The following is a 22,904-nucleotide window of genomic DNA, read 5'->3' as shown; positions in this document are numbered from 1 at the left end:
GTGTTCTCCTCGTTCAGTCGACGGTGACATGGGCAGCGCGGATCACGCGCTCCCATCGCTGCAGCTCGGTCGCGATCAGCTTGCCGAACACCTCGGGCGTCGCCGGCGTCGCTTCCGCGCCTTCGGCGGCGAGCCGCGACCTGACCTCCGCCGAGTTCAGCGACTGGTTGATCTGGCGGTTGAGCGCCGCCACCACCTCGGCCGGCGTGCCGGCGGGCGCGGTGATGCCGTACCACTGGTCGGCCTCGAAGTCCTTGGTGCCGGGCACGCCGCTTTCCGCCACCGTCGGCACCTCGGGCAGCGATGCGATGCGCTTCGGGCTCGACACCGCCAGCGCGCGCAGCTTGCCCGCCTTGATGTGCGGCAGCAGCGCCGGGGCGCCGGTAAACAGCAGCTGCACCTGTCCCGCCAGCAGATCGGTGACTGCCGGCGCGGTGCCGCGATAGGGGATGTGAAGGAACGACGCCCCGGTCTGCAGCTTGAGGTACTCCGTCGTGATGTGCGCCGCGCTGCCATTGCCGCCCGAGCCGTAGGCGAGCTGGCCCGGCTTGGCCTTGGCGAGCGCGATCAGCTCGGCCAGCGAGCGTGCCGGCACCGATTCGTGCACCACGAGCACGTTGGGCACGCGGGCGACCCAGGCGACCGGTGCGAAGCTCTGCAGCGGCTGGTAGCCCAGCTTCGGATACAGCGATGGATTGATCGCCAGCGTGCCGATGTGCCCCATGAGCAGCGTGTAGCCGTCGGCCGGCGCCTTCGCGACCCTTTCCGCGCCGAGCGATCCGCCCGCGCCGGGCACGTTCTCGATCACCACGGGCTGCTTCCATGCGCGGCCGAGCTCCATGCCGATCGCGCGCGCCAGCACGTCCGTGGAGCCGCCCGGCGTGAAGGGCACGATCAGGTGGATGGCCCGCGTGGGGTAGCTGGCCTGCGCGAACGCGCTGCGCGAGGTGGCGAGCAGCGCACCGCCGGCCGCCGAGAGCATCGCCTGCCGGCGCGTGATTCCGTCCGTCATCTGTGTCTGCCTCTCAGTCGGGTTGGATGTGGGCTTCGCGGATCAGCTTGCCGTAGCGCGCTGCGTCGCTCTTGAGCAGTTTGTCGAACTGCTCCGTGGGGCCCGGCAGCGGCACGCCGCCCGCGGTGGCGAGCAGGTCGCGCACCTCGTTCGATTCGATCGCCTTCTGCACCGCCTCGTGCAGGCGCGCCTGCACCGGCTTCGGCAGACCGGCCGGCGCCACGAAGCCATACCACACGCTGGCCTCGAAGCCCGGGTAGCCGGATTCGGCGACGGTCGGCACGCCCGGCAGCACCGCCGAGCGCTCGCCGCTCATCACCGCGAGCACCCGCAGCCGGCCGGCCTTGGCGAGCGGCAGCGCTTCGAGCGCGTTGACCGCGACCACGTCCACATGGCCACCGAGCACGTCGGTCAGCGCAGGCGCGCCGCCCTTGTAGGGCACGTGGCGCAGCGACAGGCCGGCCGTGTGCTGGAACAGCTCCATCGCCAGGTGCGGCGTCGAGCCGTTGCCGGGCGTCGCGACCGTGATGCCGCCGGGCCGGGCCTTGGCGGCGGCGACGAGCTGCGCGAGCGTCTTGATTTCCGAGTCCTCGCGCACCGTGAACACCACCGGCACGCGGCCCACGAGGCTGATCGGCGTGAAGTCGCGGTCGAGGTCGTAGGGCGCGGGCTGGAACAGCGAGGGGTTCACCGCCAGCGCATTGGCAGCGAGCAGCAGCGTGTAGCCGTCGGGCGGGCTGGTGGCGAGCGTCTTGACCGCGATGTTGGTGCCCGCGCCGGGCTTGTTCTCGACGATCACCGGCTGGCCGAGGATCGTGGACATGCGCAGCCCGACCGCGCGCGCGACCGCGTCGACCGCGCCGCCGGCGGTGTAGCCGACCAGGATCCGGATCGGCTTCGAGGGGAAGCTGTCGGCGCCATGCGCGACGCAGGAGATGCCAAGGAGCAGCGAGCCGGCCCATGCGGCGAGGCTGCGGCGGGAGATGAGGTTCATGTGGAAAAAAGGGTCCGAAGGATGCGCGTAGTGTCCGCGCGGCACGCCGCGAACGGGTTGAATTTCGCTTGCGCTGCATTCTCAGTGATTGTTGATGTCGGGTTACCCCCAGGCTGGTCTTGACGACTGCTCCGATGCGGTGCGGTCCGTGATCGCGCAGCGGAAGCTGGCCTGGGCATCGAAGCGGCGCTTCTTCAGTAGACGCCGAGCGCCATGCCGGCCGCGAGCGCCGCGCCGAGCTCGCGGCATGGCGCGAGATCCGCCTCGCCGATCTGCTTGGGCCGCAGGATGGCTTCGGGCGTCTGCGCATGCGTGCAGACGATGATCGCCGGCGCCACGGACTTGAGCCGCCAGCCGGTCGCGATGCGGTCGATCTGGCGCACCGCGTTCTGGCCGTCGCTGCCCGCGCACACCAGCGTGGCGTAGGGACGGCCGTTGATGCGGTCGAGCACGGGGTAATAGCAGCGGTCGAAGAAGTCCTTCATCAGCCCGGCGATCGCGGCGAGGTTTTCGGGCGTGGCGAACACGTAGCCGTCGGCGCCCAGCACATCGTCGGGACCGGCTTCGGTGGCGCGCAGCAGCCGCACCTGCACGCCCGGCTCCTCGCGCGCGCCATCAGCGGCGGCCTGCGCCATCTGCGCGGTGCCGCCGGTCATCGTGTGGTAGACGACGAGCAGCGTCTTCTGGGGATTCATCACCGCCCAGCATAGCGGCTCGATCCCGCGGCGCGGGGCTCAGTCCTTGGAGCGGCCGGTGAGGAAGTCGAGCGTGGCCTGCCAGGTCTGCGGCGAATTGAGGATGCCGAGGTGGCCGGTATGCAGGATCGGGTCGTAGGCGCCCTGCCCCGTGAGCACCAGCTCGCGCGCGCCGCGCAGTTGCGCACTCTTGGAGAAGTCCGTCGGATTGCCGAACGAATCGATCGCGGGCACCGGCGCGATCAAGCCGTCCAGCACCGGGAAGTAGACGAAGCTCGCGTCGCCGTTGCGGATGACCAGCACCTTCGTGGGCCCTTCGTTTTCGCTGCCGCCGCTGCGGCCGTTGAGCAGTTGCAGGAAGGGCGTGTTGGGCGAGCCGAGTTCCTGGCACACCTCGCTTTGCGGCGTGAAGCCGCCCGCCGCAGGCAACTGCCAGTAGAGTCTTTTCCAAATGAGGTATGAGCCTGGAGCAGCCTGAGAACGGCGATGCGAAGCGAGTCGATCCGTTGTTGACAGCCTGCAGTGTAGTGAGGGGCAGTTCTGGACTTCTTTTGAACGCAGAAGGGGGTACAGGCGCGGCGCAGCCGTGAGACTGTGGGCAAAGCTACAGCTTGCTGAGCTTTGTCCACAGACCACCCTGAAGGGGCGCCAAGGGGGAAGGCTTTCCCCCTGCTTGTGGGTCTTGCTGCGCAGCAGCACATGCTGTGTCTTGCCTGGCGGGGCGCGCAGCTACGCGCGAGCGGGCACGCGTCGGAACAGTTCTGCGCGCGCTTCGTTCAGCTCCTGGGCGGCCTGAACGTCGCTGAGCGCTCGGGCGAGCTGCTGCAGCTCTTCGAGCGTGACGCCTTCGCGCAGAAACTTTGCCGCATCGGGCAGGCTTGAGAGCTTGTCCAGTGGCGTCATCGCGTCCTTGGGCCGGTACACGCGCTTGATGCGACCAGGCTTCTTCGCATCGGCCACCTCGGTGGCGAACAGGCACGGGAGGTGAAAGTTCAGGAACGGGTTGAGGTACTCGACGCAGAAGGTGTTGAAGCGCCCCGCATGGCGTTGCGCGATGTGCTCGTAGCCGAAGATCTTGCGCACGACCGCACCGTTCTTGGTCTCGGCCAGGCCGTTGTCGTTGCTGCGGCGCGGGCGGCTGCGTGTGAACTCCACGCGCAGCTTCTCCAGCATCGCGGCCACGCGGTGGTTGACGTACTCGCTGCCGTTGTCGGCGTGAAAGCCCAGGATCTCGAAGGGGAACTGCGCGAGCATCTGCTCGATGACCGGCAGCAGGTGGTTCTCGGCAATGGTCTGCACGCTGGCTACCACCTGCCACTGCGTGACGCAATCGACCGCGTTGATGTGGTACAGGCCTTTGGCGCCGTCGAAGTCGCCCTGGTGCACGCTGTCGATGCGGATGAATCCGGGGCGGCCATCTGGCGCGGGGGCCTTGCGCACGCCGATCGTCACGGCTTTGTCGCCGCGCGTCTTGGTCAGCACGACGCGCTGGGCGCGATAGCTCGCATCGTTGCGCAGGTTGTACAAGTGCGCCACCGAGATCGATCCCAGTCGCTCGAACCGCGTGTCGCCGAAGACATCGCGCTGGCGGCGCAGCACGCATGCCGTGGCCGGCCCCGACAGCGTGCCCATGGCGCGATCTACCTCGGCCAACAACGCCACGTCAGCGGCCGTATAGCGCCGTGCAAACGCGTGCTCGGGCGCGCGGTAGTTCTTCACCAGCGGCTTGCCCGCCATCCAGCGCGAGACCAGCCGCGTCACCTGGGCACGGCTGTAGCCGCTCAAACGCTGCAGGTAGGCCAATACCGCGCCCTTGTCGGCCCGACCCAGCTGGCGGTACCCCAGTCGCCGCAGCACAGTCGCAACCCAGCCGTAGCGCCCCTCATCGTCCTGAGCCGCGCGAAACCGCAGTTCCTGCGTCCCTGCCAGCACCTGGCGCACCTGTTCCACCGTGCGTACTTGCGCCTCGTCCATGTCGATCACCATTCGCCTCGATGATCGACTCGCCCGTCGGCAGGCTGCCCGTCAGCCGCTCAACCGCCGCTGCAGGCTCCCGCCAGGCTCATTTCCCACTGGAATCACGAGCCCGGCTCCAGGCTCACACCTCGTTGGACAAGACTAGTAGTTGGCGGGGTCCGGCGAGCAGTTGATGATCCCGTGGTTGGGCCCGTCGATGGCGACGAAGCGGCGCACCATGGCCTGCGCCTCGTCCTGCCGAATCCATTCGCGCGCGATCGTCACGCCGAGGCTGTGGCCGACGATGTCCACCTGCTTCGCGCCGGTGAAGGCCATCACCGCGCGGATGAAGCGGCGCAGGTCCGGCACGTTGGCTGCGCTGGTGTGGGCGATGCTCGAGCGGCGCGTCTGGTCGGCCGGCAGGTCGCACTGATCGCCCTGGTAGCCGATGCCCCAGAGCTCGCTGGTCGAGTAGCCGTTGTCGGCCAGGAACTGGGCCAGCGCCTGCACGCGGCCGTAGGGGTTGCAGGCGGTGGGGAACGGCGTGTCGTTGTTGCCGTGGATGAGGATCACCGGCGTTCGCGTCACCGGCCCGGCGGCGCCGAAGCCGATGAGCGGCTTGTCGGTGAGCGAGGTGTCCTCGATCGCGGGAAAGCCCGGTGGCAAGGTGTTGCCCACGGTGCCCGCCGCCTGCACGGTGGCGGCGACGACGAGGGTGGCGAGAGCGGCGGCATGGCGAGTCCACGATTTCATCAGCGTCTCCTTCCTCAGCGCCGCGCATGATGCCGACGAAGTCGGCCACTGGCAAGACTCAGGCGGCGGCCTCTTTCATCCGCTGCGCGGTCTCGACCACCACGCGGCGCAGCGACTGCACCGTGGGATGCGGCTCCAGCTCCTTCAGCGTGAAGAAGCTCACCGGCGGCAGGTTCCAGCTCAGCCGGTAGGGCAGCGCGGCCCAGTGGCCGGCGCGCTCCATCTCGGCCACCACGTCGCGCGCAAAGATGGTGATCGCATTGGGCTCCTGGCGCAGCACCATCTCCATGCTGCGGATCGCGGTGGTCTCCAGGATCGGCAGCGGCGGCTGCACGCCCGCGCCGACGAAGATCGCGTTGTAGGTCCGGCGCATGGGCGTGTTGGGCGGCGGCAGGATCCAGTCGAGCTGCGCGAGCCGCGCCCAGTCGAGCGGGCCGCGCGACAGGCGCTTGACGTTCTTCGCGCCGACCACGAGGCAGGGCTCCTGCTCGTAGATGGCTTCCTGCACCAGCCCGGTCGCGTCGCCGTCGTACGAGCGGCCGATGGCGCAGTCGAGCTCGCGTGCGACGAGGCTGGCGACCAGCTCGTCCGTCGTGCCTTCGCGCGCCATGACCGAGATGCGCGGCGTGCGGTCGAGCAGGTGCGTGAGCGCGGCGGACATGAGCTGCTGCGGCACCTGCTGCGTGAAGCCCAGGCGCAGCCGTCCGCTGCGGCCCGCTTCGAGCGAGGTGAGCACCCGCGTGGTCGCTTCGAGTTCGGCGAGCCAGCGGCGCGCGTAATGCAGCACCGCATCGCCGGCGGGCGTTGGCACGAGCCCGCGGCTGGTGCGATCGAAGAGCGTGCTGCCGAAGATGTCCTCGACCTCGTGCAGCGCCTTGGTGATCGCCGGCTGGCTGAGCTGCATCTCGGCGGCCACCCGTCCGAGCGTGCGATGCCGGTCGATGGCCTGCAGCAATGACAGCTGCCGCAGCTTCAGGCGGGAAAGCAGCGCGCGCTGCAGTTCGGTGGCGGGGTCGCGGGCGGTCGGCAAGGCCATAACTCCAAGGTTATCGGGCTATCAGAAATTATTTCACTTTGGTGAATTGCGAGTCCTAGACTTTTCCCCATGGACGCAATCCACGCAGCCACGACCCACGGCATCACGGCAGAGTTTCTGGACAGCCTCGCCGAGGCGCGAAGCGCCGACGACGCGCTGCGCCGGATCGATCTCCAGCGCTCGCTGATTGCGACCGACAGCATCTTCAGCATCCAGCAGAACGTGACGACCGCGCACGACGCGGCCGGCCAGGTCCTGCTGCGCCGCTTTTATTCGTCGGAGGCGGCGCGCTTTCCGGTCAACGGCGCCAAGCGCAAGACGCTGACGCCGTGGACCGAATGCCTCTTCGTGCAGGGCCGCGTGTTCGTCGGCGAGGGCGAGCATGTGCTGGCGCAGCACTTCGACGACTTCGAGCAGATGCGCGCCCACAAGCTACGCAGCGTGATCAACGTGCCGCTGATGCAGGGCAGGCTCTGCTACGCCACCTTCAACGTCTTCGGCACCCGCGCCCGCTGGCTGCCGCAGGAATTCCTCGGCATCCGGCTGCTGGCGCTTGCCGCCGCGCGCTGGGTGCCTGTCGCGCCCGGATTGGCCTATCGCTTCACCGGTGTCTCTTTCCCCTCTCCCCTGGAGGCTTGACCATGCAAAACACAGTCCCTGTCGTGATCGTCGGCGGCGGCCCGGCCGGCCTGTCGATGGCGATCCTGCTGCAACGCTTCGGCATCGATTTCGTGCTGCTCGAACGCAACGCGACGACCACCGACCATCCGAAGGCGCGCGGCACCTACACGCGCACCATGGAGATCTTCCGCCAGTGGGGCATCGACGGGCTGATGAAGCGGCATGCCCTGCCGGACGGCTCGGACTTCTTCTCGTTCTGCGAATCGATGACGGGCCGCGAATGGGGCCGCACCCATCCCGAGCCGAACGTCGGCCATTCGCCATGCTGGAAGATCATCCAGTCGCAGGACACGGTGGAAGAGGAGCTGCTGGACCATGCGCGCAAGAGCCAGGTCGGCCGCATCCTCTACGGCCACGAGTTCATGCACTACGACGAGGGCGGCAGCGGCATCGCGGTGAGCAGCCGCAGCGTCGGCACCGGCGAGAAGACCACGTGGCACGCGCAATACCTGATCGCCGCCGACGGCGCGACCAGTTCGGTGCGGCGGCAGGCCGACATCGAGATGCGCGGACCCGCCACGCTCGCCGTGATGGCCAACGAGTACTGGCAGGCCGATCTCTCGCACGTGCGTGATGCCGCCATCTGCGCGGGCTGGCGCGTGTATGCGAAGGATTCGCCCTACCCGATCTCCACGGTGCTCAATACCAACGGCAGGGACAAGTGGCTGACCCTTATGCCGGTGGGGCGCGAGGTCGACGAGCGCATCGGCGAGCGCACCGACGACGAGGTGGTGCAACTGGCGCGCGCCATGTCCGGCGTGCCGAACCTCGACGTGAAGGTGATCAACCGATCCGTCTGGCGCATGAGCCGCCAGGTGGCCGCGAGCTTTCGCAAGGGGCGCGTGCTGCTGGTGGGCGATTCGGCGCACCGCTTTCCGCCGAACGGCGGCTACGGCATGAACTCGGGCATCCAGGACGCGCACAATCTCGCGTGGAAGCTGGCCTTCGTGCTCAGCGGGCGCGCCAGCGCGCGGCTGCTCGACAGCTATGACCGCGAGCGCCGTCCGGTGGCGGAATCGAACGCGGACTTCAGCCTGCACAACGCATCGCGCTTCATCCAGTGCGACGAGGCGCTGCGTTCGGGCAACCCGGACCGCATCGATTTCTGGATCCGCGACAGCGACAACCACATCCACAGCATCGGCCAGTCGCTGGGCTTCTGCTACGAGGACGGCGCGGTGATCCCCGACGGCACCGGCAGGCACGTGATGCGCGCGCGCTGGTACGAGCCGGGCGACAAGCCGGGCATGCGCTTCCCGCACATCTGGCTCGACCTGGCGCGCCGGCACACGACGCTCGACTGGTTCGACCGCGAGTTCGTGCTGGTCGCCGGACCGAAGGCCGACGCATGGATGGAAGCGGCGCGCGCCGTCTCCGGCAAGAACGGCCGAACCGTGCTCACCCGGCAACTCGAAGACTCGCACGAGAAGGACGGGCTGCTGCTCGGACTGCGCGGCGCGGTGCTGGTGCGGCCCGACGGGCACGTGGCCTTCCGCATGCCGTGGACGCCGTCGGACCCGGCCGCGGAACTCTCGGCTGTCCTGTCGACGCTACTGGACTGATGCCATGCCGGTCACCGCCCTGCACCACTTCACGATCCGCTGCACGCCGGACGAGCTGCCGCCGCTGGTGGACTTCTACACGCGCGTGATGCGCCTTTCCGTCGGCGCGCGGCCGGAGATCCCGGCGCCCGGCGCCTGGCTCTATGCGGACGGCCAGCCGATCGTGCACCTCTACGCGCATCTGTCGACGCCCGACGAACCGGTGCAGCCGGTCACGGGCCACGTCGATCACATCTCGTTCCGTTCGCGCGGACTCGCCGAGATGCGCGAGCACCTGCGCGCACTGGGCGTGCCCTTCGCCGAGGCGCCGATTCCGGGCTGGGCGATGCACCAGCTTTTCCTCCACGACCCGCGCGGTCTCAAGATCGAGCTGACCTTCTGGATGGCTGAGGAAGAAGGGAGCGCCGCATGACGCACTTCGTGCAGGCCGGCGAGCTGCGCATCGCCTTCGATCGCGAAGGCGACGGTGCGCCGCTCGTGCTGATGCATGGCGCCGAAGCCTCGCGGCAGATGTTCGCGTCGCTGGTGCCGCATCTGTCGAAGCACTTCACCGTGATCGCCTGCGACCAGCGCGACTGCGGCGAAACCGAAGGCCCGGAGCGCGCATCGACACTCGCGGATCTCGCGAACGATGCGCAGCTCCTCATCAAGGCGCTGGGATTCAGGCGGGCGCATGTGTTCGGCTCCTCCTTCGGCGGCCGGGTGGCGCAGGCGCTGGCGCTGCTGCATCCGCGTTCGGTCGACCATCTCGTGCTGGGCAGCACCTGGCCGCTGCCGAGGCCCTACGAGGAGCTGTGCCCGGATGCGCGGCGGCTAGCCGAGCTGCGGCGCGACCTGCCGGGCACTGCCGAGGAACTGGCGACCTGGTTCTTCCCCGAAGCCTTCCTCAAGCAGCGGCCGGAACTGCGGCGCGTGTTCGCGAATGCGCGGCCCGAATCGGCGCGGTCCGCGCGGCGCGCCGCGACCGTGCAGACCACGCTCGAACGGGGCGTGGCCGACATCGTCGCGCCCACGCTGGTGCTGGCCGGCGAACTCGATCGCGTGGTGCCGCCGAGCGTGACGCTAGCGATGGCCGGGCGCATCCGTGGCGCCGATGCGGTGCTGCTGCCCGCGGTCGGCCACGTGACCGCGATGCAGGCGCCGGAGGTGCTCGCGCATCACATCGTCCGCTTCCTCCATCCCGAAGGAGCCAAGGCATGAACACGACCAGCGAACGCTCGCGGGGCCGGCCCGACTACATCCGCATCGAGGGGCTTTCGAAGCACTTCGGCGACGGCGGCGAAGGCGTGCTCGCGCTGAAGGACATCGACTGCAGCATCGAGCAGGGCAGCTTCGTGACCATCGTCGGCCCGAGCGGCTGCGGCAAGAGCACGCTGCTGCGCATCCTCGCGGGGCTGCTCGACTACGGCATCGGCCGCGTGGTGCTCGACGGCCAGCCGATCCGCGGCACGCGGCGCGACGTGGGTGTGGTGTTCCAGAGTTCGATCCTCCTGCCGTGGCGCACCATCCTCGAGAACGTGATGCTGCCGGCCGAGGTGCTCGGCATCCCGATGAAGCAGGCGCGCGAGCGTGCGATGCAGTTGCTGCACATGGTCCGGCTCGACGGCTTCGAGCACAAGCTGCCGCGCCAGTTGAGCGGCGGCATGCAGCAGCGCGCCTCGATCGCGCGGGCGCTCTTGCACGACCCGAAGATCCTGCTGATGGACGAGCCCTTCGGCGCGCTCGATGCGATGACGCGCGAGCGCATGAACCTCGAACTGCAGCGCATCTGGATGGAAAGCGGCAAGACGGTGGTGCTGATCACGCACTCGATTCCCGAGGCGGTGTTCCTCGGCGACAGGGTGTTCGTGATGTCGCCGCGTCCCGGCACGCTGGAGCGCGTGCTGCCCATCGACCTGCCGCGCCCGCGCGCGATGGAGGTGATGACGCATCCCGCGTTCGCCGCCGCATCGGCATCGATCCGCGAGCGCTTCTCGCATGCCGCTTCCTTCGACTGAAAGGGGCCTTTCATGACCACCGCCATGCTCACCACCAGCACCGATTCGATTGCGCCACCCGAGGCCCACGCCCCGAGCCAGGCGAAGGCCAGGCGCACGCGCCGCATCCATCCGCTCGCATCGACGCGGGTGCAGTCGATCCTGCTGCTCGTCACGCTGCTCGGCGCCTGGGAAGCGGCCGTGCGATTCTTCAAGGTGCCGCAGCACCTCGTGCCGCCCGTGAGCGACATCGCGGTCGCGCTGTGGCGCGGCCTGGCGACCGGGCCGCTCGCGAAGGACGGCTTCTGGTACCACGGCGGCGTGACCGTGGCCGAGATCCTGCTGGGCTTTCTCATCGGCAGCGGCGTCGGCCTCGCGATCGGCATCGTGGTGTCGCAGATGCCGAAGCTCGAAGCGCTGCTGGAGCCCTACGTCGCCGCGCTGCAGAGCGTTCCCAAGGTGGCGGTGGCGCCGATCATCGTCGTCTGGCTGGGCTTCGGCATCGGCTCGAAGGTGATGATCATCTGCCTGCTCACCTTCTTCCCGGTGCTGGTGACCAGCATCGCAGGCTTCAAGGCGGTGGACCCGGACCGCATCGACCTCTTGCGCTCGCTCTCGGCGACGCGCTGGCAGATCTTCCGCAAGGCCAAGTTCCCGAGCGCGCTGCCGTACATCTTCGCGGGGCTGAACATGGCCGCGGCCTTCAGCGTGGTGGGTGCGGTGGTCGGCGAATTCGTCGGCGCGCAGGCGGGGCTCGGGGTGCTGATCCTGCAGATGGAAGCGCAGGCCGACACCGGTGGCAGCTTCGCGGTGTGCGTGGTGCTGTCGGTGATCGGCATCGCGCTCACCAGCCTGCTGCGCCGCATCCAGCGCCGCGTGCTGCACTGGATGCCGGCCGACACCTCGCAGCGGACGGTGAATGTCTGAAGGATTCTTTCTGGAAGGAGTGGACCATGTTGACGCGACGTGATTTCGGTCTGGGCCTCGGTGCCCTTGGATTCGCCGGATGCCTGCCGGCCATCGCGCAGAGCGTGCGCGTGATGAAGGTGGCGAACACCGCGGCGGTGAACGACCCGCAGCAGTGCTTCGTCACCGCGGGCCAGCATCCCAAGCTCGACTTCTACAAGCCGAACGGCGTGGACGTGGAGTACGTCAACATGTCGAGCATGACGCAGGCGCTGCAGAGCCTGCGCGCCGGGCACGCGGATTTCGGCCCCGCGGTGCCGGGCCTGCTGCTGCCGGCAATGGCGAAGGACCCGTCGCTCGACCTGGTGAGCGTCTACAAGTGGCTGCCGCGCAATGCGAACGTGATCGTGGTGAAGCCGGGCAGCCCGATCAAGTCGGCGGCGGACCTCGCGGGCAAGCGCATCGGGGTGCGCAGCCAGGGCGACACCGGCATCGTGGTCACCCGGGCCATGCTGGCCGAACTGGGCCTGAAGGACGACAAGTGCGAGTACATCGCGATCGGCGACGGCGCACCGGCGGGCGCGGCGATCGACAACGACCGCGTGGATGCGATGGTGGCCTTCGACACCGCCGCCGCGCGCATCGAGCTGGTGGGGACCAAGCTGCGCTACGTGCCGCTCGCGCCGAAGTTCGCGCAGGTGGGATCGGGCTGGATCTGCGTGCCGCGCAAGCTGCTGAAGGAAGAACGCAAGTCGCTCGTGGCGCTGTTCCAGGGCATCGCCAAGTCGACGATCTTCTCGCATGCAAACCTCGAGGCGGCGATCGACCTGCACTGGGCGGTGTACCCCGAAAGCCGGCCCAAGGGCCGCAGCGAGGACGAGGCGCGCAAGGAGCTCGCCTTCATCCTCAAGGACCGCAGGAACAGCTGGATGCGCCGGCCCGACGATCCGGACCCGCGCATGGGCGCATCGTCGCTGGCCGAGTGGAAGGCGAACATCGAGTTGGCCGCCGAAAGCAGCAAGAACCCGAAGCTGGCCGAAGAGCTGGGCGACCCGAATCGCCTCTTCAGCAACGAGCTGATCGACGACATCAATGCCTTCGACCGGCAGGCGGTGGTGGAGATGGCGAAGTCGTTCAGGCTCTGAGGCCGCCTACGTCGATGTCCTCGAGCGGCAGGCCCGCCGCGTGACGCGCCCACATGGCCTCGCAGGCGGCCTCGAAATGGCGCGTGAAGCGTTGCGCATCGAAAACGCCGCTGGGCCCGCGCGCTTGAAGCAGCCTGCTGCGAACCGCCGCGAGTCGCTCGGGCGAACCCGCGAGTTCGAGCGCGCGCGACTCGTAGGACGGGGCGTCGTGCGTCACGAGCTCGTGCAGCCCCATTGCGCCGAGCAGGCTCGCGGCCACGCGCGCCGCGAAGGTCTTTCCCTCGAGCGTGAGCACGGGCAGCCCGGCGCGCAGGGCATCGCTGCAGGTGGTGTGGGCGTTGTAGTGGAAGGTGTCGAGGAACAGGTCCGCCAGCGCGTGGCGTGCCAGATGCTCCGCATGCGACGTCCGCTTCGCCCACACGATGCGCGACGGGTCGACGCCGCGCGCACGCGCCTCGGTCGCGAGCGAGGCCGGCGCGCCCGCGTGGCCTTCCAGCAGCCACAGGACGCTGCCGGGCACGGCGGACAGGAGGCGAATCCACACCTCGAAGAGGTCGGGCGTGATCTTGTAGTTGTTGTTGAAGCAGGCGAACACGAAGCCGTCTGCCGGCAGGCCCGCGGCCTCGCGCGTGAGCATGCAGGGCTCGATCGCGCCGAGCTCGTCGTTGCATTGGTACGAGCCGGGGAGCCGCACGACCTTCTCGCTGTAGAAGCGCTGGTCCTCGGGCCGGATCACCACGGCATCGGCAAGGATGTAGTCGATGAAGTCCGCGCCCATCGTACCGGGGAAGCCGAGGTAGCCGGCCTGCAGCGGCGCGGCGCGGCGGGCGAAGATCCCGGGCCGCGAGCCTTCGATGTAGCCGTTGAGGTCGATCGCGATGTCGATGCCCGCTTCGCGCGCCAGGGCCGCGATCTGCGCATCGTCCTGGTTCGCCACCTCGGCGAAGTGCTCCAGAGACTGCATGACGCGCCGGCCCAGCGGGTCCGAGATCGGCGGGCCGAACGAGAAGCCGAAGCATTCGAAGCGCGCGCGGTCGTGGCACTCGAAGTGGCGCACGACGAGCTGCGAGGTCGGATGCGGTCCGAAGCCGGACGAGAAGTAGCCGATGCGCAGGCGGCGCGGGGCCGCGTCGCGCGGCGCTGCTGCGACTGCCTGTGCCGGGACCGCGTGGTCCTGGGCGTAGCGTCTGGCGCAGGCCAGCAGCACCGCCGGGTCGGCGCCGGTCGGCAGCAAGGCGAAGGGCTCGGCCGCCTGCTCCCCGGCCAGAACGCGCCGGCAGGTTTCGTCCAGGAGCGATGCGAAGCCATCCCAGCGGCAGGCGAGCATGCGGTCGTGCAGCCAGTAGCCGCGCAGGTGCCCGGTGTCGGCGGGCAGCCGCGCAAGAAGCGACAGGGCGTCGCGCGCGGCCTCCTTCCGGCCGGCGCGTTCGAGCAGCGCGACCTGGTTCATCGCTGCATACACATCCTGCGGCGCGAACTGCAGCGCCCTATCGCAGCTCGCGAGCGCATCGTCCAGCCGGCCGAGCTCGGCCAGCGCCATGGCGCGCTCGGACCAGGCGCGCGCGAGCTGGGGCTTAAGCTTCAGCGCGCGCTCGAAGTGCACCACGGCCTGCTGCGGACGCTGCAGCGCCAGCAGACTGCTTCCGAGATTGAGCTGGAGCTCGGGCACGCGATCGTTGATGCGCGCCGCGCGCTCGAACGCCGCGAGCGCGAGCGCGTGGTCGCCCGTCGCGCTGCGGGCGACGCCGATTTCATGCAGCGCTTCGAAGAACTCGCCGGCCTCGCGGATCGCGCGTTCGAAGCAGGCGATGGCTTCGCGCGCGCTGCCGCGCTGCAGGCGCACGCGGCCCAGATAGAAGTGCGCTTCGGCGGAGCAACCGGGCAAGGCGACCGCGCGTGCAAGGCAATGCTCGCAGCCTGCCAGGTCGCCCTGGTTGCCGCGGATGAAGGCGAGGAGTTCGAAGGCACGCGCCGGGGCGTCCGCCTTGTCGACGATGGTGCGCAGCATGGCTTCGGCCTGAGGCGCGCGGCCCGATCGGAACAGCTGTTCGGCCTGGACGAGTAAGGGAGAAGGAGCGCTCGGCATGGCGACGATTCTCGCGCACGAGAGACCGCCGCGGTCGGCGTCCTGGCATCACGCCATCATTCATGATATACCGCGCCATGGCCCGCACCTACGCCTTCACCACCGAGACCGCCGGCGACCCGTTGCCGTGGCTGCAAGACCCCGTCGAAGCGCACCGCCGCTGGCGCTCGACGCTGAGCTGGAAGCGGGACGCCTCGGCCGCCGATGCCGATGCACCGCTCTACGCCGAGCACAGCAACAAGCTCTACCAGTCGTTCTGGGGCAAGTTCTGCCGCTGGCTGGCCGGCCGCTCGCTCAAGCTCGACGCGGTCCGGCAGACGCATATCGAGGCCTTCCTCAAGTCGCTGGAGGGACGGCATGGCGCACCGGCCAGCGTTCGCACCATGCGCACCTACCTGGCCGAGATCGACCGCGTGTTCACGCACCTGCATGCGATCGGCATCCTCGATGCCAATCCGGCGGCGACGGTGCTGGCCCGGAAACGCCGCGCGCCCGAGTCCCAGTTCGAGACCGATCCGCCGCTGCCCCCCGGGCCCGGCTTCCTCAAGGCCTACGAAAAGACCGCGCTGCGGATGTTCAGGGAAGAGCGCGCCGAGTTGCCGCGCGCATGGACACCGGCGCGCAACCTCGCCCTGCGGCTCATCGTCGCCGAGTGCGGGCTGAAGCTGTCCGAGATCTGCAAGCTGATCCCGCGCAACGTCACGATCCAGCCGGACGGCACGGTGCTGATCCGGTCCCCGGGGCATCGGCAGGTGGTGACGCGGCCGCTGGTCGGCCGGCCGCTCTTGGCGCGGGCGATGCAGGGCTGGCTCGACGCACGCCGCGGCCTGCGCATCGTGCAGACGCGCCGCGCCCGCGCCGAGGACGGCCGGCGGTCCAACCGGCTCTTCCTGGGCCAGGCGGACAGGGTCATGTCGGCAGAGCTGGTCGGCGGCGGGCTCGGCGACGCCTGCAGCCCGGTGGCGCCCGATCTGGCCGAGCGCGTGATCACGAGCTGCGTCAAGCGCACGCTCGAATCGCTGGGCCACGAGGCCGCGTTCCACGGCCCGCAGCTGGTGCGCAACGCCTACGCCGCACGGCTGATCCGGGACGGCATGAGCGATGCCGAGGTCTCCGGGTTGCTCGGGATGAGGACCACCTTCACCGCCCGCGCCATCCGGACCAAGCTGGGGCTTCCCGACGGGGCAGGTCCATAGGTCACCGCGCGCAAAGTTTGTCAACGCAAACGCTCGGTGCTTGAGCGCCGGCCGCACAGCGCCTATCCTGCGGCGAATTCGCCAAGCGGCGCCGCGTCGTCGCGACGAGCCGAAGGAGGAAGGAGACCACGATGCCCGACTTCCTGATCGCCTACTGCGGTCCGGCAGCGCTTCCGGACAACCTCTGGTTCCGCTGGAACGGCGATCCCCTGCTCGTCGCCGTGCTGGCCGTGCTGTGCGCAGTCATCGGCAGCGGCCGTTCATCCGATGCCCGGGCCGGTTGGGGCGCCGTGGCGCTGATGTTCCTGGTGTTCGTCTCGCCGCTGTGCGCGCTCTCGTCCGCACTGTTCTCGGCGCGCGTGTTCCATCACGTCGTGCTCGTCGCGGCGGTGGCGCCGCTTCTGGCGCGGGCGTTCCCGCTGCGTGGTCTCGGCCATCCGCCGCTCGCGATGGTGGTGGCCGCGCATGCCGTCATCCTGTGGCTGTGGCATGCCCCGGGCCCCTATGCCTGGGGCCTCGCGAGCGTGCCGGCCTACTGGCTGATGCAGCTTTCGCTCCTCGGCAGCGCATGGCTCATGTGGCGCGCGATCCTGGCGCCGGCCCAGTCCTGCGGCCCGGCGCTGCTGGCGCTCGTCGCGACGATCGCGCAGATGGGGCTGCTCGGCGCGGTGATCGTCTTCGCGTCGGTGCCGCTCTATCCGGTGCACTTGGCGAGCACGCTGCCGTGGGGCCTCGCGCCGCTGGCCGACCAGCAACTCGCCGGGCTGCTGATGTGGGTGCCGGCGATGCTGCCCTACCTGGGCGTGGGCCTGTCCATGGCGTGGGCCAGTCTTCGGCACAGCGAGCCCGCGCTGTGACGACCTTTCTCAAGTTCGTCCACCTGGCCGCCATCGCGGTGTGGTCGGGCGGCCTGATCGCCCTGCCCTTCCTGTTCCGGGAGCGCCGCCTGCTTGCGCCGGGGGCGGAGCTCGACCGCCTGCACAGGGTGACGCGGCTGGTCTATGTCGACCTGACTTCGCCGGCCGCCTTCATCGCCATCGCGAGCGGCACCCTGCTCATCTTCCTGCAGACGACCTTCGTCGAATGGTTCTCCATCAAGATGGTGTTCGTCGGCTTGATGGCGATGCTGCACGTGGTCGCGGGCCTCGTGATGCACCAGCTCTTCCTGCCCACGGGACGCTTCGGCCGCCTCTCGTTCGTGACGCTCACGGTGGCGTATCTGGTGCTGATCACCGCCATCGTCTGGGTGGTGCTCGCCAAGCCGCACATCGACTCGAACCAGTTCGCGGCGCGGCTCTTCGAGCCCGGCGGACTCTCGCGCCTGTGGCATCAGTCCTTCGGCGACACCAGGATGCCGATGCCATGATCGAACACCAGCTTGCCCCCGTGCCAGCCGGCAAAGCCCCCCATGACCGAGGCCAGCACCGACAGCACCAGCCCGTGCGGCAGGACCGAGGCGGGGTCGGTCAAGCGCACGCCCCAGCTCGCGCCCGCGATGGCGACGAGCGTCATTGCCGCGACCGCATGCGACCAGCTGGCCTCGTGCGCCCGGATGCCGCGCACCAGCAGCAGCTCGCCGGTGCCGACGAGGCTCGCGGCCACGCCGCTCCAGAAGGCCATGCCGGCCGCCCAGAGCCCTGCACGCAGCCAGAAAGGGTCGCCCGACCACCAGTAGAAGACATCGACACCGAGCGTCGCCACCACGAAGGCGACCGGGAAGTGCACCAGCATCACGTGGATCGGATGGCCGACCAGCGCGACGGCGGAACCGACATCGAGACGCTGGAGCTCGAGCAGGACTTCGCTCCTGGGCGAGCTCGCGTTGCCTTTGTTCGCCATGGTTCTTCTCCTTTGAAACGCATGCCGTTGTCGATGCGCGGCCATCCTAGCCGCAGGCGCGCTGCGCTCCAAGCCGGATCGTTGGTGGCCTCCTTGTCGGGCTGCCGCGGGCCGCTGTCGACGCTCGATCCCTCGGGCCCCGCGGCCGCCTCGATCGCCACCCTATGGTGGGTGATGCTGATCGGCTCGGCGCTGCTCTTCCTGCTGGTCGTGGGCATCTTCATCCAGGTCGTCCGGCGTCCGGGCTGGGGCTCCAGCGTGTCGCCCACGCGCTGGGTCGTGCTCGGCGGCCTGGTGCTGCCCGCGATCGTCCTGCTGCCGCTGCTGGCCTACGGCCTGGTCACCGGCGAGCGTCTTCTGCCCCTGCCCGGCAGCGCGACAGCGCAGCGCGTCGAGGCGGTCGCGGCGCAGTGGAACTGGACCTTCCGCTATCCCGACCACGGGGGCATCGAGACACGCAACATGCTGCTCCTGCCCGCGGGCACGCCGGTCGACATGGTGGTGACGAGCAAGGACGTGATCCACGCCTTCTGGGTGCCGCGCTTCGCCGGCAAGCTCGATGCGGTGCCCGGCCGGGTCAACCGCCTGCGCATCCAGGCCGACCAGCCCGGGCGCTACGAGGGCACCTGCGACGAGTTCTGCGGACTCGGCCACGCAGGGATGCGTTTCGGCGTGATCGTGTATCGGCCGGATGAGTTCTCGGCCGCACTCGAACAGGCGCGCGCGGCACCGGAGGCAAGGAAATGAGCGAACCCGTCGATCCACGGCCCGAAGGCGCGAAGGCGCTGCGGCTGCACCGGGAGTTGCATCGGATCTGGTCGACCGGCCCGGGCTGGCAGCGGCTGTCCTCGGTGAACCACTCGGTCATCGGCATGCGGATGTTCATCACGTCCTTCGTGTTCTTCCTCGTCGCCGGCGTGCTGGGCATGCTGACGCGCGTGCAGCTCGCGACGCCGCATTCGGGCTTTCTCGACCCGGCGACCTACAACCAGGTCTTTACCATGCACGGGTCGATGATGCTGTTCTTCTTCGCGATCCCGATGGTGGAGAGCTTCGCCGTCTACCTCACGCCGAAGATCCTTTGCACGCGCGACTTCGCGTTCCCGCGCCTCACGGCCTACGGCTACTGGTGCTACCTCTTCGGCGCATCGATCGTCACCGCCTCGCTGATCCTCGGCGTGGCGCCGGACGGCGGCTGGTTCATGTATACGCCGCTCAGCTCCAGCGTCTTCACGCCGGGCCGCAACGCGGACATCTGGCTGCTCGGCATCACCTTCGTCGAGATCTCGGCGCTCTCGCTCGCGATGGAGATCGTGGTCTCGGTGCTCAAGATGCGCGCGCCCGGCATGTCGCTCGACCGGATGCCGATCTTCGGCTGGTACATCCTCGTCACCGCGCTGATGATGATCGTCGCCTTCCCGCCGCTGATCCTCGGCTCGATCCTGCTGGAGATCGAGCGCGCCTTCGGCCTGCCCTTCTTCGACCCGACGCGCGGCGGCGATTCGCTCCTGTGGCAGCACCTGTTCTGGCTGTTCGGCCACCCGGACGTCTACATCATCTTCCTGCCGATGGGGGCCGTGCTGTCGACCATCATCCCGGTCTTCGCCAGGCGCGAGCTGGTGGGCTACCCGATCATCGTGGTCGCGATCATCGCGCTCGCCTTCCTGAGCTTCGGCATCTGGGTGCACCACATGTTCACGGTGGGCATTCCGCACCTCGCGCTCGCCTTCTTCTCGGCCGGTTCGGCGATCGTGGCGGTGCCGACCGCGGTGCAGGTCTTCGCGTGGCTCGCGACGCTGTCGCACGGCAAGGCGCGCTGGGACGTGCCGATGCTCTACATCTTCGGCTTCTTCTTCGTCTTCGCGATGGGCGGCCTCACCGGCGTGATGCTCGCGATGGTGCCGTTCGACTGGCAGGCGCACGACACCTACTTCGTGGTCGCGCACATGCATTACGTGGTGGCCGGCGCGCTCGCCTTCCCGATGATGGCCGCGGTCTACTACTGGATGCCGCTGCTCACCGGGCGCACCGCGGTGCACCGCCTTGCGGTGCCCGCGTTCTGGCTGATCTTCATCGGCTTCAACATGACCTTCTTCATGATGCACCTCACCGGCCTCATGGGCATGCCGCGGCGCATCTACACCTACCAGGGCGACGAGGGCTGGAACTGGCTCAACCTGCTGTCGTCGATCGGCGGCTTCGTGATGACGATCGGCTTCGGGCTGCTGGTGATCGACCTCGTCGTGCAGCTTCGCCACGGCCGACGCGTGCGGCGCGACCCGTGGCAGGCGCAGACCCTCGAGTGGGCGATGCCGATTCCGCCGGCGCCCTACGCCTTCGCATCGATCCCGCACGTGGGGCCGGAGACCGAAGGCGTGGCGAAGAGCGCCCTCGCCCTCGCCCTCGCGCGCGGCGAAGGCTACCTGGGCTTCTCGCGCAACGGCTGGCAGGAAGCGCTCGGCGTGCATGCGACCAGCGGCAAGCCCGAGCAACTGATCGTGCTGCCGAATGCGACCTATCTGCCGCTGGTCACGGCGATCGTCACCGCGGGCGTGGTGCTGGGCTTCCTGTTCAAGGCCTACTGGGTGTCGGCGGCGCTCGCGCTGGTCACGCTGGGCCTGTTCGTCCACGGCGCGCGCCATGCGGGGCTGCCGCGCGACTACGGTCCGCTGCCGGTAGGCCGCGGCGTCGAGGTGCCGCCGCACACCGAATCGTCGAGTGCGCCTTCGTGGCTGTCGCTGATCTGCGCCCTGGTGGCCGACGGCACGCTCTTCACCTCGCTGGTGTTCGGCACTTTCTATCTCTGGCTCGCCGGCGCCGACTGGCAGAAGATGACGCCGCCCGAGCCGGGCAAGAGGCTGGCCTTCGGCGCGGTCGCCTGCCTCGTGGTCGCCGTGGCGACGGCGCGCAGCTCGCTCAAGATCGTGCAGCGCGGCGGCAAGCCCTGGGGCTGGCTGGGCCTCACCGCGATCGCGCTGCTCGCGGCCATCTCGCAGGTGGTGCAGCTCATCATGGGTGTGACACCCGATCCGAGCCGGCACGCCCTGGGTTCGACCGCCTGCGTGCTGCTCGGCTACGTGGTGCTGCATGCCGGCGTGGGCCTGCTGTTCCTCGTCAGCAATGCCCAGCGCATCGGCAACGGCTACATCTCGCCGCGCCGCTTCAACGACCTGCGGCTGACGCGCCTCTGGCTGGACTACACCCTGGTCACCGGCATCATCGCGATCGGCCTGGTGCTCGCGCTGCCGGCGCTGGTGAGCGTTCTGGGAGCCCGGCCATGAGCCGCCGGGCCGCCCCAAGGCGAATCCCGAAGCGCTGCTGCGCGGAGGTTCCCCAATGAACGCAGTCCTCGTGCCGCCCGGCCGCGTGTGGTGGCTTGCGGCGGCCTTCATCGTCTGGTGCGTGGCGCTGGTGGTGCTCTATGCGCTGCATGCCATCGGCTGCGCCTTCGGCTGGCCGACGGGCGCGCTGCGCTGGAGCCTCATGCTGGTGTTCATCGCGCACCTGGTCGTGATCGGCTGGATGTGGAGCAAGTTCGCGCGCGGACGTCCGGACCCCGCCACCGGCAGCACCGGCAGCTTCCTGTACGAAGCCATCCTCTGGACCGTCATCACGGCGTTCGCGAGCACGGTGCTCGTGCTCGGGCCGCCGCTGCTGCTTTCGACCTGCATCTGAGGCCCCCATGCGCAGCCGGACCGTCTGGGCCGCCATCTACCTGCTGTTCATCCTCGCGCCACTGCTTGCGCTGCTCGCGGGCGCGATGCCGCCCGCCCGCGATTTCTGGACCGAGTTCTCGGTCGCGCTCGGCTACAGCGGCCTTGCGATGATGGGGCTGCAGTTCGGGCTCACCGCGCGCTTTCGCCACGTCACCGAGCCGTGGGGCGAGGACGTCATCTACCACTTCCATCGCCGCATCTCGCTGACCGCGGTGGCGCTGGTGGTGGTGCATCCAGCCATCCTCGTCGCGGCGGGCTCGGACAAGCTCGCCATGCCCGAGTCGCTCTCCGAGGTGCCGATGGGCGCGGTCTTCGCGGTGCTGTCGCTGGGCTCGGTGGTGCTGCTCGTGATCATGGCGCTGTGGCGCGTCCGGCTGAAGATCAGCTACGAGTTCTGGCACGCGAGCCACATCGTGCTCGCGGTGGCCGCGGTCGGCGGCGGGCTGCTGCACATGGTCGGCTGGGGCTTCTACCTCGCCGACCCGTGGAAGCGCGCCTTGTGGATCTCCATGACGATCTTCTGGATCGCGCTGCTCTTCTACGTGCGGCTCATCAAGCCGCTCTTCATGCTGCGCCGCCCTTACCGAGTGACCGAAGTGAGGCCCGAACGCGGCGACACGACCACGCTGGTGATGCACCCCGACAGCCACGCGGGCTTGCGCTTCAGGCCCGGGCAGTTCGGCTGGCTCACGCTCTGGGGCGGCCCCTTCAGGATCACGGGCCATCCGTTCTCGTTCTCGTCGAGCGCCGAGGCAGAGGGCGGCCGCGTCGAGATGACGATCCGCAACCTCGGCGACTTCACGCAGGGCATCGCCAAGGTGCCGGTGGGCCGCCGCGTGTATCTCGACGGCCCGTATGGCGCCTTCACCATCGGCCATCCGGCCGACATGCACGTTCTGATCGCGGGAGGCATCGGCATCACCCCGATGATGAGCATGATCCGCACGCTCGCCGATCGCGGCGACAAGCGGCCGCTGATCCTTCTCTACGGCGGCAAGGACCTCGAATCGATGACCTTCCGCGAAGAGCTCGACGCGCTCTCGCGGCGCATCGACCTCACACTGGTGTACGTGCTTTCGCAGCCGTCCCAAGGCTGGACCGGCGAGACCGGCTACATCGACGCCGATCTCTTCAAGCGGCACCTGCCGCCGCACTACGCCGACCACGAGTATTTCATCTGCGGACCGGACGTGATGATGGATGCGATCGAGGCGGCGCTCTCCGAGATGAAGGTGCCGATCAGCAAGTACCACTCGGAGCGGTACAGCTTTGTCTAGTAGTAGTAGCTGGGGCCCAGGCTCAAACGTCTGGTCATGGCCGAACCCGGAAATCCAACTGTGCCACTCCGTGG

The 22,904-nt window shown here is 68.9% G+C and carries 23 protein-coding genes; 14 read left to right on the top strand and 9 right to left on the bottom strand.

The window, feature by feature from the left end; all coding sequences use genetic code 11:
* Positions 1–13: 13 nt before the first annotated feature.
* The 7 genes from VAR608DRAFT_RS09305 to VAR608DRAFT_RS09275 form a co-directional block, all read right to left on the bottom strand.
* Entirely contained in the window at positions 14–1,012 is a 999-nt protein-coding gene (locus VAR608DRAFT_RS09305) for a Bug family tripartite tricarboxylate transporter substrate binding protein (RefSeq protein ID WP_088953805.1), read from the bottom strand.
* Positions 1,013–1,025: 13 nt separating this feature from the next.
* A complete protein-coding gene (locus VAR608DRAFT_RS09300; RefSeq protein ID WP_088958699.1) occupies positions 1,026–2,006 on the bottom strand; it encodes a Bug family tripartite tricarboxylate transporter substrate binding protein in 981 nt (326 codons plus the stop codon).
* Positions 2,007–2,200: 194 nt separating this feature from the next.
* Complete coding sequence (locus VAR608DRAFT_RS09295) at positions 2,201–2,701, bottom strand: flavodoxin family protein (protein ID WP_088953804.1); 501 nt, start codon at positions 2,699–2,701, stop codon at positions 2,201–2,203.
* A gap of 39 nt (positions 2,702–2,740) precedes the next feature.
* Complete coding sequence (locus VAR608DRAFT_RS09290) at positions 2,741–3,130, bottom strand: hypothetical protein (RefSeq protein ID WP_088953803.1); 390 nt, start codon at positions 3,128–3,130, stop codon at positions 2,741–2,743.
* 300 nt (positions 3,131–3,430) lie between these two features.
* The gene (locus VAR608DRAFT_RS09285; RefSeq protein ID WP_088958698.1) at positions 3,431–4,675 is read right to left on the bottom strand and encodes an integrase catalytic domain-containing protein; all 1,245 of its coding nucleotides are present in this window, start codon (positions 4,673–4,675) and stop codon (positions 3,431–3,433) included.
* A gap of 144 nt (positions 4,676–4,819) precedes the next feature.
* A complete protein-coding gene (locus VAR608DRAFT_RS09280) occupies positions 4,820–5,410 on the bottom strand; it encodes a hypothetical protein (protein WP_088953802.1) in 591 nt (196 codons plus the stop codon).
* A gap of 58 nt (positions 5,411–5,468) precedes the next feature.
* Complete coding sequence (locus tag VAR608DRAFT_RS09275) at positions 5,469–6,440, bottom strand: LysR family transcriptional regulator (protein ID WP_172843828.1); 972 nt, start codon at positions 6,438–6,440, stop codon at positions 5,469–5,471.
* 75 nt (positions 6,441–6,515) lie between these two features.
* On the opposite strand from VAR608DRAFT_RS09275, the gene VAR608DRAFT_RS37415 reads away from it, so the two are divergent.
* The 7 genes from VAR608DRAFT_RS37415 to VAR608DRAFT_RS09245 are packed head-to-tail and all read left to right on the top strand — an operon-like array spanning position 6,516 to position 12,716.
* On the top strand, positions 6,516–7,085 hold the full coding sequence (locus tag VAR608DRAFT_RS37415; protein ID WP_172843827.1) for a GAF domain-containing protein: 570 nt from the start codon (positions 6,516–6,518) through the stop codon (positions 7,083–7,085).
* 2 nt (positions 7,086–7,087) lie between these two features.
* Positions 7,088–8,689 carry an FAD-dependent monooxygenase gene (locus VAR608DRAFT_RS09270; RefSeq protein WP_172843826.1) on the top strand — a complete coding sequence of 534 codons (1,602 nt, stop codon included), beginning with the start codon at positions 7,088–7,090 and terminating at the stop codon, positions 8,687–8,689.
* Positions 8,690–8,693: 4 nt separating this feature from the next.
* Positions 8,694–9,101 (top strand): VOC family protein, encoded by a 408-nt coding sequence (locus tag VAR608DRAFT_RS09265; RefSeq protein ID WP_088953799.1) that lies wholly within the window; start codon positions 8,694–8,696, stop codon positions 9,099–9,101.
* Positions 9,098–9,889, top strand: a complete 792-nt coding sequence (locus tag VAR608DRAFT_RS09260; RefSeq protein ID WP_088953798.1) for an alpha/beta fold hydrolase — start codon at positions 9,098–9,100, stop codon at positions 9,887–9,889. Before VAR608DRAFT_RS09265 ends, VAR608DRAFT_RS09260 begins: the two co-directional genes overlap by 4 nt.
* Positions 9,886–10,686: an ABC transporter ATP-binding protein gene (locus tag VAR608DRAFT_RS09255; protein WP_088953797.1), complete on the top strand. Its 801-nt coding sequence runs from the start codon at positions 9,886–9,888 to the stop codon at positions 10,684–10,686. The genes VAR608DRAFT_RS09260 and VAR608DRAFT_RS09255 overlap by 4 nt, the downstream gene beginning before the upstream one ends.
* Before the next feature lie 12 nt (positions 10,687–10,698).
* Positions 10,699–11,592: an ABC transporter permease gene (locus VAR608DRAFT_RS09250; RefSeq protein ID WP_088953796.1), complete on the top strand. Its 894-nt coding sequence runs from the start codon at positions 10,699–10,701 to the stop codon at positions 11,590–11,592.
* Between the two features lie 26 nt (positions 11,593–11,618).
* On the top strand, positions 11,619–12,716 hold the full coding sequence (locus VAR608DRAFT_RS09245; protein ID WP_088953795.1) for an ABC transporter substrate-binding protein: 1,098 nt from the start codon (positions 11,619–11,621) through the stop codon (positions 12,714–12,716).
* Here VAR608DRAFT_RS09245 and VAR608DRAFT_RS09240 read toward each other — a convergent pair.
* Positions 12,706–14,802, bottom strand: a complete 2,097-nt coding sequence (locus VAR608DRAFT_RS09240; protein ID WP_088953794.1) for an O-linked N-acetylglucosamine transferase, SPINDLY family protein — start codon at positions 14,800–14,802, stop codon at positions 12,706–12,708. The two genes, VAR608DRAFT_RS09245 and VAR608DRAFT_RS09240, sit on opposite strands and share 11 nt — an antisense overlap.
* Positions 14,803–14,879: 77 nt before the next feature.
* Between VAR608DRAFT_RS09240 and VAR608DRAFT_RS09235 the strand changes: the two genes are divergently transcribed.
* The 3 genes from VAR608DRAFT_RS09235 (at position 14,880) to VAR608DRAFT_RS09225 (ending at position 17,364) form a co-directional block, all read left to right on the top strand.
* Positions 14,880–15,998: a hypothetical protein gene (locus tag VAR608DRAFT_RS09235; RefSeq protein ID WP_088953793.1), complete on the top strand. Its 1,119-nt coding sequence runs from the start codon at positions 14,880–14,882 to the stop codon at positions 15,996–15,998.
* Positions 15,999–16,129: 131 nt separating this feature from the next.
* Positions 16,130–16,855, top strand: a complete 726-nt coding sequence (locus tag VAR608DRAFT_RS09230; RefSeq protein ID WP_088953792.1) for a cytochrome c oxidase assembly protein — start codon at positions 16,130–16,132, stop codon at positions 16,853–16,855.
* Positions 16,852–17,364 carry a CopD family protein gene (locus VAR608DRAFT_RS09225; protein ID WP_088953791.1) on the top strand — a complete coding sequence of 171 codons (513 nt, stop codon included), beginning with the start codon at positions 16,852–16,854 and terminating at the stop codon, positions 17,362–17,364. The genes VAR608DRAFT_RS09230 and VAR608DRAFT_RS09225 overlap by 4 nt, the downstream gene beginning before the upstream one ends.
* Here the strand turns inward: VAR608DRAFT_RS09225 and VAR608DRAFT_RS09220 are convergent.
* Positions 17,328–17,837 carry a DUF2231 domain-containing protein gene (locus VAR608DRAFT_RS09220; RefSeq protein ID WP_088958697.1) on the bottom strand — a complete coding sequence of 170 codons (510 nt, stop codon included), beginning with the start codon at positions 17,835–17,837 and terminating at the stop codon, positions 17,328–17,330. The two genes, VAR608DRAFT_RS09225 and VAR608DRAFT_RS09220, sit on opposite strands and share 37 nt — an antisense overlap.
* An 84-nt stretch (positions 17,838–17,921) precedes the next feature.
* Between VAR608DRAFT_RS09220 and coxB the strand changes: the two genes are divergently transcribed.
* From coxB to VAR608DRAFT_RS09200, 4 genes are read left to right on the top strand one after another with little or no spacing between them, the layout of a single operon-like run.
* Positions 17,922–18,584, top strand: coding sequence for a cytochrome c oxidase subunit II (gene coxB, locus VAR608DRAFT_RS09215; protein WP_231973382.1), 663 nt, complete (start codon positions 17,922–17,924; stop codon positions 18,582–18,584).
* Positions 18,581–21,118 carry a cytochrome c oxidase subunit I gene (gene ctaD, locus VAR608DRAFT_RS09210; protein WP_088953789.1) on the top strand — a complete coding sequence of 846 codons (2,538 nt, stop codon included), beginning with the start codon at positions 18,581–18,583 and terminating at the stop codon, positions 21,116–21,118. The genes coxB and ctaD overlap by 4 nt, the downstream gene beginning before the upstream one ends.
* 55 nt (positions 21,119–21,173) lie before the next feature.
* Positions 21,174–21,512 carry a hypothetical protein gene (locus VAR608DRAFT_RS09205; RefSeq protein WP_088953788.1) on the top strand — a complete coding sequence of 113 codons (339 nt, stop codon included), beginning with the start codon at positions 21,174–21,176 and terminating at the stop codon, positions 21,510–21,512.
* Positions 21,513–21,519: 7 nt separating this feature from the next.
* Positions 21,520–22,830, top strand: coding sequence for a ferredoxin reductase family protein (locus VAR608DRAFT_RS09200; protein WP_088953787.1), 1,311 nt, complete (start codon positions 21,520–21,522; stop codon positions 22,828–22,830).
* Positions 22,831–22,904 lie beyond the last annotated feature (74 nt).

It is taken from the genome of Variovorax sp. HW608, from assembly GCF_900090195.1.
In the GTDB taxonomy this organism is placed as follows: Bacteria; Pseudomonadota; Gammaproteobacteria; order Burkholderiales; family Burkholderiaceae_C; genus Variovorax.
The sequence above is the reverse complement of the archived record's forward strand: the minus strand, read 5'-3'. Positions and strand labels throughout refer to the sequence as shown.